A 13,512-nucleotide genomic window follows, 5' to 3' on the forward strand; every position below is an offset into this window, starting at 1 on the left:
AGAAATAATTTATGAAACTTAATTTCACGGGTTTTAGCGATCCGGGACTTATTCGTTCTAATAATCAGGATGCTTACTATATCGACCCAGAGGGGCGGTTTTTCGTTGTTGCCGATGGTATGGGTGGTCATGCGGGAGGTGAGGAAGCAAGTCGCATTGCCACTGGAGAAATTCAGGCGTATTTGCTGGCAAATTGGGAATCTTCAAAATCTTCCCAAGAATTGCTAGAGCAAGCTTTGTGGGGTGCGAATGAAGCGATTTTACACGATCAGCAAAATCATCCCGAACGCGCTGACATGGGTACAACGGTTGTAGCGGTAATTTTTCGCTCCCCAGAATCGCCCTGGTGCGCTCATGTTGGCGATTCGCGGCTATATCGCTTCCGAGCGTCACAATTAGAACAGGTAACGGAAGACCACACTTGGGTAGCACGAGCAATCAAAATCGGTGACATCACCTTAGATGAAGCACGATTACATCCTTTTCGTCATGTATTATCGCGCTGTTTGGGGCGTGAAGATTTGCATCAAATTGATGTGCAACCACTAGATGTAAAAGCTGGCGATCGTTTGCTGTTATGTAGTGATGGTCTCACAGAAGAACTTGTCGAACAGAAGATTGCTAGCTGCCTCCAAAACACTCCTTGGCTTGATAAAGCTGCCATCTCTCTAGTTGAGGCTGCTAAGGAGCACGGAGGACACGATAACATCACAGTTGTCATCGTCTCACTCGATTAAAAATTCATTGCTCATTGGTGATTAGTCAAATCCGGTAGATATACTCAGCAATTTGTTCAGCGTGAGCATTTTTCCTTTTTACAATTTGATACAAATATTTTTAGCCTCCAAAGTGACCTAAGGAGGCTGAATTTAGCATAAATTAGTAAATTGACATCTTGCACTTAATAAGGTAAAGCGACTATAATTCACGCTTATTACCATTCATTCCCCAACCTCCTCAAAATTCCTATCCCTCCAAAGTTTCCTGCATACTTGGGGATGAAACATCTTAGTTTTTCTGTTTAGGAAAAACTATCGACAGTTAAGGATAACACCTGAGCTTCTCCTCAAAGGAGGTTCTGCAAATCAGGAAGGAGGCAGGGAGGTAGTTATACCTTATCTGAGGTCTAGGGCAGCCTATTTTCTTGAATATGGCTCAACTGACTTGGGTGGTATATCAGTAGGCTTAGGTGCAAGATGTCAGAGCAGAAAAAGTCCACACTTAGGATGTGGGCAATCTGTCAAACACTTGTTATCTTTCTTAATACGGAGGAACAAATGTTGGACAGTTACAAGTCCAATTCTTATCCCATTTGGACTTCTGTGACCCATATCACCTTTACGCGTTGTTTTTTCGGAGTTAATTATGAACCAACCAATGAAACTATCCTTGGAACAGCAATTCAGCATCTGCTCATTTGCTACTCAAGTGCAAAATATGAGCCATGATCAAGCTAAAGACTTTTTGGTAAAGCTCTATGAGCAAATGGTCGTGCGCGAGGCCACTTATCAAGAGCTTCTTAAGCACCAGTGGGGCTTAGATTCCGGTTCCACTATGGCATAGAGTCGTTCTACTGTCGCAGTGGGCGACCTCCTTCTCTTGCTTGGTTCCAAGGAGGAAAAGAGCTGGGGATGTCGGGGCGTCAACTTCGATAACCAATTTTACAATGGTTGGGCAAAAATTCAATTCAAAAAACCAACAACTAAAATTTTTGACGATACATCTGCTAGAGTCTAGACTTACTTGAATTCTGTAGGACAAATTTACTGTTTACTTTAGCCAGACTTGCTTTTCGTTCGTCTAGTGTGAGAATTAACCTGCGTAAATTTTCAATCTCCCAGAATATGTACATAGGAAGATTGGGAGAGAATTTAGATAGCCATGATTTGGCAGCTAGTGTTTTCACTCTTTATACATATAACTAGAACTTACATCTTTATATATATTTTGTTTATAAAAGTTTACATTCTTTAAGCGATCGCCCCTTAGTTACATCTAAAACATGTAATATTAAGAAATTATTCTTAGCTGGAAAGATCGTATGGAGAATCTGTATCAATACTTTCCAGTTTTGCGAGAATTTGAGGCTTAATCTTTTCGTACTCGCTTTTGAGTAAGCTTTTACTAATTTGCGGATCGGCAGAGGATATCAATGTGTTGCTCATTGCGACCCACTCTTGCAGTCGTTGGCGCTGGGCAGAAGCGACGCTGGAAAGTGAGATATGGGTACAGCAATTTGGTGTTTCTCGGGCAAAGAATAAAAGGCGGTAGCAACCTGTGTGCTGTAGTAACCGGGCAATTTCTTGACCAAGACTGGTTTTGAGATCAAGGTAGTAAGGTAACCATTTAGCGCCATGTTTGCGGTTGTAGATGACAGTAATCCATAGCAGCATAGGATGGGGAATAGAGATAAAAAGAAATTGGTTATAACGGGTACAGAGTAAGCGCTTTTGAATTTCCTCTTGCGGTAGCATTACCCACAGAGCTGGGAAAAGCTCCCCATTACTATTAATGGGCTGGGGAAACACAATATCGGCAACTGGTTTATTTTGGGGCCAGGAAATGGCACGAGCGATTTCATCGTTTGACCAGGATGCCCGCAAATCGGCTTTTGTCTTTTGTTCAAGCTCAGTACTCGCTGTAGTAGTAGGAACTAGGGCATGGCTGTCTTGCTTAGTTTTGCGTGAATGCTCAGGCTTTTCTAGAGATGCTAAAACTCTGAGAATTTCAGTGATACTTTGGGGGCGATCGCGTGCTACTTTAGCTAGACAACTCATCACCAAATTTTCGATTTCTTTTGGTAGCTCTAATCCGGGCGCAACCTCAGCAAAAGAACGTGGTTTTTGATAGTGATGTGTTTTATACCATGCTCCAAAAGAGTGAGTTGGTGCCACCAGTGGCATTTTGCCTGTGAGCATCTCAAACATCATGACACCCAAACTATAAATATCAGCACGGTTGTCTAATTCTTTACCCTCCATCTGTTCAGGAGAAGAATAAGCCAATGTCCCCAAATAGAATTTTGTATGGTCGCCATCTGACTGTAATAACTTAGCAATACCAAAATCTAGAACCTTGACCAATTCTCCGAAACTGGGGTCTTGAATCACCAGCATATTACTTGGCTTGACATCACGATGGATAATTGGGCAAATATTACCCTCAACTGGGATGCCATCATGAGCACACTGTAACCCCAGGCTGAGTTGACGCGCCATACTCAGGAATCTTGGTAAAGGCAGTCGTTGCTTACGAATAATATTGTTCAGGCTTTGTCCTTGTAGGTATTCCATGACGTAGAACGGGGTGTTATTGTCATCTACGCCATAGTCCATGACTCGGACAATGTGGATGCTTTTTTGCCCTAGTAAAGCACAGGTTTTTGCTTCTCGCTCAAAGCGGTCTTGCAATCGCATCTTTTCATTTTGGATTGATAGAGCGAGAAACTTAACCGCAACAGGTACACCTCCCAACAAAGTATCTTTAGCACGATAAACTCGACCCATTGCTCCAGTACCGATTAACTCCTGGAGTTGGTAGCGTTTGCTGAGTAAGCGACCAATATTGGGGTCTGACATAGAGAATTTGAATCCAAAAGCAGGTTGTAAATGTTTGGGAGATAAGGTGCATTCAAACTGATATCTGAATTATTGCGCCCAGAAATGACTTTCTAGGCTCGTACCGCAAGGCACAAATAGAAGATAAAAGCTAAAAAGCTTAGAGGCTGGGCTTTTTGGCGATTTACAATCGTTGGTATATTTACGCAGTGCTGTACTGGCTTTTTTCAGTCCTCTTTTAGAAGATTGAAACCATTCTCTGGCAGTTTGCAACCGAGACGGTGAAAAGAACTGATGCAACATGTCAGATCAAACAAGCAGAACGGGTAGATTTATAATGACGCTTTGTACCATTTTGCTACTTTCATTGTGGTGTAATTTTAGTTTGCCCAATTTTGACTAAATAGATAACTCTAGGATCTGCCAAAAACCTTAATTAGGTAGCATCACACTCACAACAGAGTTCTAAGAACTGTGTAATGAGTGCGGAGTTTTAAATATCAATAAAGCCTGAGGAGCCAAAACAAAGCTGTTCTGGACATGATTCTATAAGCTGCAAGCCCTCAGGGCAGCCGCATCATGTCAATAAACAAAGTCTATTGATAATAAACTTAAACATGATGTCATTAACTTTTGCTTGTTGCGAAAATTTGAGGCGTTGGCGTCGCCTGCCGCAGGCATCGCTTTGGGGCTTAAAAAATAATCAAAGGCGAAATCCTGATTTTTTCGTTGGTTCTTAACCTTCCTTGTGATCAAGAGTAATTTAGATGCGTTTGCCCTGTGCAAGCCCTCATACTTCGTAAATAATGCTTTAGCTTAGTATTTATAACTTTTAGTCTTAGTGGGTAATGACCCACCACTAAAGTTTTGCTTGATTAGTAGTTTCCTCGTGTCCCCAGTAAGACTGTTGTCTACCTTTGTTTTGTAAGTAGGGAGCATGACAGATACTTATTGCTTGAACAGCTTTTTAAGCTTCGGGCTGATTCTTACTACGTAAGGATGTATTATTTATTGATAAAACTGTGATAGTACTAATTGGTAGTTTTTCGTTTTTTCTGTAGGTTATAAGAAATGTCAAAAACTGATTTATTACCCATCACATAGTATTGAATTCGACGTTCGATAATATTCTTAAATCTAGAAGTAAAACCATAAAAAAAGTACGGGTTTTTCGTCATTTCTGTTAATGCTGTTAACCATTTTCCTTGTTTGATAGGGACTACAACTTTAAAGTAAGCTAGATTTTTTTTATAGACTGCAAGATTATAAGACAGGGCACGCATTAAAGCTGGATTTTTTTGCACATCCTCTTGTTGCATGAAAGAATTAGTAGCTCTCAAGTATTGATCTAGACGTGGTAATGGGCTTTGATATACAAGAGAACCAGGGCGTGAACGGTAGAAATAATAGGGTTTTGGTTCAATGAAAAAGCGAGCTCCTTTGATTAAGCATTTCATATCAAGCCAAAAATCTTGTCCCATCCTGATGGCTTCATCGTACTCGATGCCATGCTTAACCAGAAATTCTCGTTTGAATAGAGGCTTGCTTAAACCAAGATGCAACCCTGGTTGTCCATAGATATCAGTTTCCACAAAATAAACGATATCTATTTGGAGAATTTTATCTATATGTTCTTCACTTTCTTGAATCAATGTACTCCAAGGAGATGTTTCACCATCCTTGATTAAATAAAGATCGTCAGCAATCATGTCTGCATTTATTTCATTTGCCAATGACACAAGCTTGGACAATCTTTCGGGAGCATACCAATCATCTGAATCAAGTACAGCAATCCATTCCCCTTGTGCTGCTCTAAGAGCACAATTACGCGCAGCCGCAGCCCCAAGGTTTTGTTGATTAACTATTACTTTGAGACGTTGGTCTGTAAAAATTTTAGCTACTTCTACAGTTTTATCAGTTGAACCATCATCGACTATGATAACTTCAATATCTGTGAGCGTTTGTTCTAATGCTGACTCTATTGCCTTCGCAATATAAGCTTCAGTATTGTAAGCAGGGATAATGACAGATACTTTAGGATTCATGAAAATGGACTCCAGACTACACGGTTCGGTAAAAATACTAAAAGTTACTAAAAGTCTGATAATAATTTGATAATTTCTTTTTTAGTATACAACTCAGTAGGTAAGTAAGAATAAATGATCACTCATTAAGGTCAGGCATAAGACATTGGACATCAGGAAACCAGTGCGTTGTCAGAGTTGTTTGATCGGCAGAAACACAGTTGACTGCGCTGTCTTTAGGTTGACTGACGTTCTAGGCTAGCTTCCATTGTGTTAGTTAAAAAATGACCAGCCAAGATGCCACTACTGAGGTAGTATGTATCTTCCGAAATCCGATGCAGGGTTTCAAAGCCACTACGACGCTGACGATCGCCTATTACCCAGTAACGTTGCACAATAGTATCTAAACCAATCCAGCCTTCACCTTCAACTTGCCCCAAAATATTATGTTGCAGTAAAAAAGTATACTGGCGCTCTCCTTCATGCAGCCGCCCCTTGTATTGCAGAGAGATTTCTGAGCGATCGCTACCTGGGAATATCAGCTTTGTAGCCATAGTGAACCAGTTATCTCGATTCCAAGCTACCAAGGTCATACCCTTGACGCTGATTGGCATACCATTTCGTTCTAGCCAATTTCCTTGCATTGCCCAGCGTCCTGGTTCCAATAAAAAAGTATGAGCCACCTTCTATATTCCCTGTCTTGATCGAGTGCCGCCAAGACTACAGTTATAGCAGTGCCGAGTCGTGAGTGCTGAGTTAGGAGTTAGAAGTTAGAAGTTAGGAATTCTTCCCTTACTCTCCCACTCCCTACTCAGTACTGAGTCCTGACCTTGGTGAATTTCTCCCAAAAGCACTTCTTGAGGTGCTCCTGTAGCAGTAGGTAGGTTGCCAGGAATACCCAAATGTCGCCAGTAGGCTAAAACTGCAAAGGCGATCGCTTCTTTAAAATCTGCACTCAAACCGACTTCATCTGTAGTCGAAACTGGTATTGATGCCAACAACAACTGTAATCTTTGTTTCAAATAGAGATTGCGACTACCACCGCCACATAATAGTACCCGCTGTGGCATTTCCGGCAAAAAAGTGCGGTAACTATGAACAATTGAAGCCGCTGTAAGTTCTGTGAGAGTTGCCAGTATGTCGGCAGCATTGAGTTGGTATGCTTGGGCATCTTTTAAACACTGATGTATGTAAGTCACACCAAATAACTCTCGACCTGTAGATTTGGGTGGCGGTAGATGAAAATAGTTTTGGTTAAGCCATTGTTCTACCAATGGATGACAAGGAGTACCACTCGCTGCCCAATTGCCATCTTCATCGTAAGTTTTAGTACCAGCGCTTAAATGCTCTACCGCCAGATCCAATAGACTATTTCCTGGGCCAGTATCCCAAGCACGAATTTTTGAGAGCCAGTTGCCATAACGAGGCGGAATATAAGCGACATTACCAATACCACCAATGTTTTGAATACAACGGCCCTCTTGAGGGTGACTGAGTAAATAGGCATCTACTCTCGGCACGAGAGGCGCACCATGACCACCAATAGCGATATCAGCAACGCGGAAGTTGCTCACAGTTGTAATGCCCGTAAGATGGGCAATTAATTCACCGCGCCCTAATTGCAGACTGTAACCTAGTGGGAAGTGGGCAGAGACGCGATTAATCGCGTCTGTACTAGGAAGTGGGGAGTCAGGAGTAGTTTTTTTCCCTATTCCCCTATCCGCAGGTGGTCGATGATAAACCGTCTGACCATGAGAGCCAATGATAGTAGCTGGCTGATGACCAATTTGAATATTTTGGGCTGCTTGGGCAAAGACTTGAGCGATCGCATCATCTATTTCTGCCAATTCTGGCATTGATATGGCAACGCCTGCACCAATTGCCAATATTTTTTCTCTGAGTCCGGCTGGATAGGGATACGTTGCCCCGGTGAGCAACTCAATTTTGAGATCCAATTCTGTACCGGAAATCTCTACCAACGCAGCGTCTATGCCATCTACGGATGTGCCACTAATTAAACCGATAACGCGAGTAGGGACGGCAGGTTCTTCAGTCGGATGCATTGACAAAGATTCTTTTGTTGATTGCAAGAGGTAGTTTAATTCATGTTACTACCCATGTCAAAAAAACTCAGGTGGCATAGTTGAGTGGAGAAAAATGATGTAGGTAGAGCAAGGGAAGAATCTCAAAACCAATAACAATCACCACGAATCTATTTCTATTTATCAGGCAGGCAGGGTTATCTGTTAACTTTATTAATCCTTAGTAAGGACAATATCCAAAGATACAAATTCTTGATATATGGTCAAGCTTTGCAACTTTTTTATCTTCAGATAAAGAACAAATACTCCATCCACTTTTTCGAGAAGTAAAAATACTTATTTAGCATCGAGAAAAGAGCCAAATATTTACCCAATATATGGATTTATCGGCAAAGACAAATCCAGTAATTTCATCCTGTTGTTTCTCCTGCAAGCCATTACATAATGAATTCAAGTCGCACAACGAATTTATCAACAAATAAAAATACAGAATCTCAAAATTATGTCTCTTAAAAAAATTGCTTGCATCGCTGCTCTATCTTTATCTGCAATCTCCTCATTTATATATGCAGGTTCTGCCCAGGCTATTTCCTTCCAGGTGACTACAGGGATTGCAGGCCCCAATGGAGAAACGAACCAAGGTGCTTTTTCTGAGTTTACTCAGCTTCCCGGTACGACAACTGTTGACTTCAATAATGGTCAAGCACCAACCACTGGTTTCGCTAAGTACTCATTTGAAACTGGTCAAAACAGCAGTGTAAGGTCAGATGTATGGGCACCTGCCGGAGCAAACGGTGAGGTCAATGATGGTAAGTATTTGGCAGTTTTCAATGGTGATAAAGTCACAATTAATCTTGAAAGTTCCCTCAATTATTTTGGTATTGACTGGGGAGCTATCAGTGCCAGTAACATTTTTTCATTCTACAATGGCGATACTCTGATCCAATCATTTACAACTGAGGATGTGAACCCAGTTGCTCCAGTTCATGCATCACAGCATGGTGGTGAAGGAAATGGCTTCCTTCACTTCTACTCAGATAGTAGCAATGATATTTTCAACAAGATTGTCATTACCCAAGCTGGTGGTGGTGGATTTGAAAGCGATAACCATTCTTTCCATCTAGGAACTGACAGATTTACAGGTTTTGACCCTAAAGCTGTTCCTGAGCCTAGTATTACCTTAGGTATGCTGGCTGTAGGTGGTATGTTTCTACGCAAGCGCAAGAACAAGAAGTTGCAAAGTGTCTAGATAAACTCATTAAATATATCAATCCTAGGTCAGTAAGATTTTCCTGATTTTCTCTACACATACTCCCAGACTGTATAAGGATTTCAGAACTTCCGATGACAATTCAATATTAAAGACAAATTAGGGAGAGCTTACTTAGGTAAGCTCTCCCTAATCTTTTTGCGATTTATGATCGCCCTTCTCCTACAGTCAACACAACGCATAGCAAGCTTTCAAAGTCAGAGTACATCCAAGGCAGCTTAAGGGCAGTCTTGCTAGAAGAAAGAAAAGTTGTTAAAAAAGCCTTAAATAATACTCACAGAAGAAATAAAAGGAAAAAGTTTACAGAAAACCCACCTTCTCAGAATCGATATGATAGAAAAGTAGATAAAACTTAAAAAATATTTATCGAATGGTGCTTCAATCATCTGGCTTGTCCAAGGTCAAAGATTCATTAACACAAAAAATCTTTTTGGGTAATGAACCCAATGCAGAGTTAATTGCAATTCTCACCGTTTATTTTGTCCAAGGAATTTTAGGGCTATCGCGTCTAGCCGTTAGCTTTTTCCTCAAAGATGAACTACTGCTGAGTCCAGTCGAGGTATCGGCGCTATTGGGAATTGTTTTCCTACCTTGGATGATCAAGCCGGTGTTTGGTTTTATCTCTGATGGCTTGCCTATATTTGGCTATCGTCGGCGTCCTTACTTGATTTTATCTGGGATATTGGGAACTGCTTCCTGGGTAAGTCTGGCCACAATAGTTCATACTAGCTGGGCAGCTACGTTAGCGATCGCCCTTGGTTCTCTCTCCGTCGCCATGAGTGATGTGATAGTTGACTCGCTAGTTGTGGAACGGGCTAGAGGTGAATCGCAAGCAAAAGCCGGTTCATTACAATCGCTGTGTTGGAGTGCTTCTGCGATCGGAGGTTTAATAACAGCATACTTTAGCGGTCTGTTGCTGCAATACTTTACTACCCGTACTGTCTTTGGAATTACTGCCTTATTTCCTCTCATCGTCTCAGGGGTAGCTTGGTTAATTGCTGAGTCCCCCGTTAGCAAAGATGCTCAAGATATTAATCAGTCCAACTCTTTACCAATCAAACATCAACTGGGGCAGCTACGCCAAGCCATTAGCCAAAAAAGAATTTGGCTACCAACGGCGTTTATCTTCATCTGGCAAGCTACCCCAAATGCTGACTCAGCCTTTTTCTACTTCTCTACCAACGAACTCCACTTTGAACCAGAATTTTTGGGGCGAGTGCACTTGGTGACAAGTTTCGCTTCTTTAGCGGGTGTTTGGATTTTTCAACGTTTCCTCAAAAGTATCCCTTTTCGCGTGATTTTTGCTTGGAGTACCGTCCTTTCGTCAATTTTGGGGATGACGATGCTGTTGTTAGTGACTCACACAAACAGGCTACTGGGTATAGATGACCACTGGTTTAGTTTGGGTGATAGCCTGATTCTCACTGTGATGGGGAAAATTGCTTTTATGCAAGTGATGGTTCTAGCTGCAAGGCTTTGTCCCTCTGGTGTGGAAGCGACATTATTTGCCTTGTTAATGTCGGTGTTTAATTCAGCAGCAACAGTTTCCCATGCTTTCGGGGCGTTAATCACCTATTGGCTAGGTATCACCGCAACGAACTTTGAGTCACTTTGGCTATTGGTGGTAATTACTAACCTCAGCACGCTGTTACCCCTACCATTTATCAACTGGCTACCTGCTGCTGAAGAACAAACTGATACATCCAAAGATGGGGAACAAGCATTTTTGCCAGATTTGATGTCTGAGTTGGTACTGAGAGAACCAGAGTCGGAAATAGTGGAATAGTGTAATAAATCTTATGCTAAGTCGAGGCAGTGCGCTGCCTTGGCAGCGTAGTAAATAGGGTAGTAAAGTTGCAAAAATATTTTTAGCGGCTACATATTTTCGTCCAAGATAACAAAAACAAAGTATATGCATTTGAAAATTGAAGAAAGCCTAGTTTCAGAAAAATCTTACACTCGTGCAGACTGGCAAAAAGGATATCAATCTCTCACCCAAGAGTTTGATTATTGGATTGATGATATAGAAGGACAAATTCCCAGAGAGCTACAAGGTACGCTGTTTAGAAATGGCCCGGGTTTGCTGGATGTGAATGGGCAACCTCTTCATCACCCGTTTGATGGAGATGGGATGATTAGCAGAATTACCTTTACCAATGGTCGTGCCCATTTTCGCAACCGCTTTGTCCGCACAACTGGCTATTTGGCAGAACAAAAGGCGAAAAAAATCCTCTATCGCGGTACTTTTGGTACTCAAAAACGTGGCGGTTGGCTAGCTAATATTTTTGACTTCAAACTGAAAAATATCGCCAATACAAATGTTATCTATTGGGGTGGGAAACTGCTTGCGCTGTGGGAAGCGGCTGAAGCATATCGCCTCGATCCTTATACTCTTGAAACATTGGGAAATGAATATTTTAACGGTGTCTTGTCAGCAGGTGAAGCTTTTGCTGCACATCCCCGCGTGGAAAACAATTGTGGACAAGATGGGGGCGCACCTTGCCTAGTAAATTTCTCAATTAAGCCGGGATTATCTACCACAATTACTATTTTTGAGCTAAACCCAGCGGGTGAAATTATCAGACAGCACGCTCATAAGGTTCCAGGTTTCTGTTTTATTCACGATTTTGTCATTACTCCCAATTACTGCATCTTCTTTCAAAATCCTGTCACCTTCAATCCCATACCTTTTGCCTTAGGAATCCGTGCGGCGGGAGAATGTATAAAATTTCAGCCAAATCAGCCAACTCAAATTCTAATTATTCCCCGCTTCCCAAAAGAAGGGCAAGAAGAGATAAAATTTCTGGAAATTCAGTCTGGTTTCGTCTTTCATCACGTCAATGCTTTTGAGGTAGGAGAGAAAGTTCTGATTGACTCCATTTGCTATCAATCTTTACCAGAAGTAGAACCCAAGAGTGATTTTCGACAAGTTGATTTTGAGGCGAATTCACCTGGGCAACTCTGGCGATTTTGTCTGAATCTAAAGGATGGGACAGTCCGGCGAGAATTAATTGATAGCCGCTGTTGTGAATTTCCCAGCATACATCCGGCGAATGTGGGACGCCCTTATCGATATCTATATATAGGTGCGGCTCATGTAGAGACTGGTAATGCTCCCTTACAAGCATTGCTGAAAATTGATTTAGAGTCTGGAGAAAGACAATTTTGGAGTGCTGCACCCCGTGGTTTTGTCGGTGAACCGATTTTTGTCCCGCGCCCAGGTTCGAAAAAGGAAGATGATGGTTGGGTATTAGCTCTGATTTATGATGCTGCTCATCATCGGTCAGATGTGATAATTTTGGATGCCAATGATTTCTCTAAAGGAATGATGTCTGACGACAAGTCGCTTCGCGCCTACGCGCGGCTACATCTGAAGCATCATATCCCTTATGGTCTGCATGGAAGCTTTACTTCTGAGATTTTTATGGAAATTTGATCTCTTATTTAGCTGAAACCATTTTTTCGCTGGCAATGATATGCAAATCAATATTTTTGAGCAAGCGCACTAATTTTTGCGTCAAAGATCCTTTGAGGAGCATTTGCCAGCGTGATCGCTGACTCTCTCCAATTACAATTTGGGTGATCCGATATTTCTCGGCGACTTCAGCGATCGCATTGGCGATGTTACTGTTGGTAACACGAATAAAAGTACCTTCAAATTCCTTACAGAGTTTCTCACAAGTGTGGATGTGTAAGCTTTCCTCTTTGGTGAGGAAGCGTTCTGGATCGGCAACGAACAAGGTATAAAGTGGGGCGTTCATATAGTTAGCTAGCCTCGCACCCCGACGTAAAAGTTGCACTGAGTTGGGATAAGTGGATACACACACTAAAACCCGCTCGTGAATATTACAAAATTGGCCGTTGGGGGTAGTAGCGTTCGCAAAGCGTGCGCGAAGCGCAATCGCATTTTCTTCCACGTTGTCTGCTACTTCCCGCAAAGCCAATTCCCGTAAAGCAATCAGGTTACGGCGTTGGAAAAAATTATCGAGGGATTGTTGGATTTTTTGCGGTGCGTAAATCTTGCCTTCTAATAACCGTTCTTGCAAGGTTTCCGGTGTAACATCTACCACCACTATTTCATCTGCTTCATCCATAACCCTGTCAGGAACTCGCTCACGGACTACTACCCCAGTAATTCTGGCTACTAGATCATTGAGACTTTCCAAATGTTGCACATTCATTGTGGAGTAGACATCAATACCTGCTGCCAAAACTACTTCTACATCTTCGTAGCGTTTTTCGCGTGGGGAACCAGGGACATTAGTATGGGCAAGTTCATCGATTAAAACTAATTGGGGCGATCGCTTTAAAATAGCATCTGTATCCATATCCGCTAGCATCAACTCACCCCGATGATATTGTTTGCGGGGTATGATCTCCAGTCCCTCTGCCTTTTCAGCTGTCTCCTTGCGTCCGTGGGTTTCCAAAAGCCCAACGACGACATCAATTCCTTCCTGTTTAAGCGCGTGTCCCTCTTCCAGCATCCGATAGGTTTTGCCTACCCCAGGAGCCATGCCAATAAATATCTTATGCTTCCCCCGCCGTCGTGCCGGATAAAGTGAGTAACTTGCAGAGTTTAAAGAAGTGCCAACTGAACCAGCATTACTATTATCTGACAT

At 42.1% G+C, this 13,512-nt stretch carries 10 protein-coding genes; 5 read left to right on the forward strand and 5 right to left on the reverse strand.

The features are described from left to right. The first annotated feature begins 11 nt into the window (after positions 1–11). A complete protein-coding gene (locus H6G92_RS11805; protein ID WP_190893878.1) occupies positions 12–737 on the forward strand; it encodes a Stp1/IreP family PP2C-type Ser/Thr phosphatase in 726 nt (241 codons plus the stop codon). Between the two features lie 628 nt (positions 738–1,365). Next, positions 1,366–1,563 (forward strand): NblA/ycf18 family protein, encoded by a 198-nt coding sequence (locus H6G92_RS11810; RefSeq protein WP_041565841.1) that lies wholly within the window; start codon positions 1,366–1,368, stop codon positions 1,561–1,563. Between the two features lie 461 nt (positions 1,564–2,024). On the opposite strand, the gene H6G92_RS11815 is transcribed toward H6G92_RS11810, so the two are convergent. From H6G92_RS11815 to H6G92_RS11830, 4 genes are all read right to left on the reverse strand, one after another. Continuing rightward, positions 2,025–3,578, reverse strand: a complete 1,554-nt coding sequence (locus H6G92_RS11815) for a serine/threonine-protein kinase (protein ID WP_190893879.1) — start codon at positions 3,576–3,578, stop codon at positions 2,025–2,027. 1,010 nt (positions 3,579–4,588) lie between these two features. After that, complete coding sequence (locus tag H6G92_RS11820) at positions 4,589–5,602, reverse strand: glycosyltransferase family 2 protein (protein ID WP_190893880.1); 1,014 nt, start codon at positions 5,600–5,602, stop codon at positions 4,589–4,591. Between the two features lie 215 nt (positions 5,603–5,817). Continuing rightward, complete coding sequence (locus tag H6G92_RS11825; RefSeq protein ID WP_190893881.1) at positions 5,818–6,264, reverse strand: hypothetical protein; 447 nt, start codon at positions 6,262–6,264, stop codon at positions 5,818–5,820. Positions 6,265–6,351: 87 nt separating this feature from the next. Next, on the reverse strand, positions 6,352–7,644 hold the full coding sequence (locus H6G92_RS11830) for an anhydro-N-acetylmuramic acid kinase (protein WP_190893882.1): 1,293 nt from the start codon (positions 7,642–7,644) through the stop codon (positions 6,352–6,354). A 481-nt stretch (positions 7,645–8,125) separates the two neighbouring features. On the opposite strand from H6G92_RS11830, the gene H6G92_RS11835 reads away from it, so the two are divergent. From H6G92_RS11835 to H6G92_RS11845, 3 genes are all read left to right on the forward strand, one after another. Beyond that, on the forward strand, positions 8,126–8,872 hold the full coding sequence (locus H6G92_RS11835; protein ID WP_190893883.1) for an Npun_F0296 family exosortase-dependent surface protein: 747 nt from the start codon (positions 8,126–8,128) through the stop codon (positions 8,870–8,872). Between the two features lie 391 nt (positions 8,873–9,263). Beyond that, positions 9,264–10,679 (forward strand): folate/biopterin family MFS transporter, encoded by a 1,416-nt coding sequence (locus tag H6G92_RS11840; RefSeq protein WP_190893884.1) that lies wholly within the window; start codon positions 9,264–9,266, stop codon positions 10,677–10,679. A gap of 126 nt (positions 10,680–10,805) precedes the next feature. After that, complete coding sequence (locus H6G92_RS11845; protein ID WP_190893885.1) at positions 10,806–12,329, forward strand: carotenoid oxygenase family protein; 1,524 nt, start codon at positions 10,806–10,808, stop codon at positions 12,327–12,329. Between the two features lie 4 nt (positions 12,330–12,333). On the opposite strand, the gene H6G92_RS11850 is transcribed toward H6G92_RS11845, so the two are convergent. Further along, positions 12,334–13,512, reverse strand: coding sequence for a universal stress protein (locus tag H6G92_RS11850; protein WP_190893886.1), 1,179 nt, complete (start codon positions 13,510–13,512; stop codon positions 12,334–12,336).

This window comes from Nostoc foliaceum FACHB-393 (assembly GCF_014698505.1).
Classification (GTDB): Bacteria; Cyanobacteriota; Cyanobacteriia; order Cyanobacteriales; family Nostocaceae; genus Nostoc; species Nostoc foliaceum_A.

Bases quoted from the DNA above. Each gene is read 5' to 3' on its own strand.
- H6G92_RS11805 (WP_190893878.1), top strand. From the start codon at position 12: ATGAAACTTAATTTCACGGGTTTTAGCGATCCGGGACTTATTCGTTCT.
- H6G92_RS11810 (WP_041565841.1), top strand. From the start codon at position 1,366: ATGAACCAACCAATGAAACTATCCTTGGAACAGCAATTCAGCATCTGC.
- H6G92_RS11815 (WP_190893879.1), bottom strand. From the start codon at position 3,578: ATGTCAGACCCCAATATTGGTCGCTTACTCAGCAAACGCTACCAACTC.
- H6G92_RS11820 (WP_190893880.1), bottom strand. From the start codon at position 5,602: ATGAATCCTAAAGTATCTGTCATTATCCCTGCTTACAATACTGAAGCT.
- H6G92_RS11830 (WP_190893882.1), bottom strand. From the start codon at position 7,644: ATGCATCCGACTGAAGAACCTGCCGTCCCTACTCGCGTTATCGGTTTA.
- H6G92_RS11835 (WP_190893883.1), top strand. From the start codon at position 8,126: ATGTCTCTTAAAAAAATTGCTTGCATCGCTGCTCTATCTTTATCTGCA.
- H6G92_RS11840 (WP_190893884.1), top strand. From the start codon at position 9,264: ATGGTGCTTCAATCATCTGGCTTGTCCAAGGTCAAAGATTCATTAACA.
- H6G92_RS11845 (WP_190893885.1), top strand. From the start codon at position 10,806: ATGCATTTGAAAATTGAAGAAAGCCTAGTTTCAGAAAAATCTTACACT.
- H6G92_RS11850 (WP_190893886.1), bottom strand. From the start codon at position 13,512: ATGTCAGATAATAGTAATGCTGGTTCAGTTGGCACTTCTTTAAACTCT.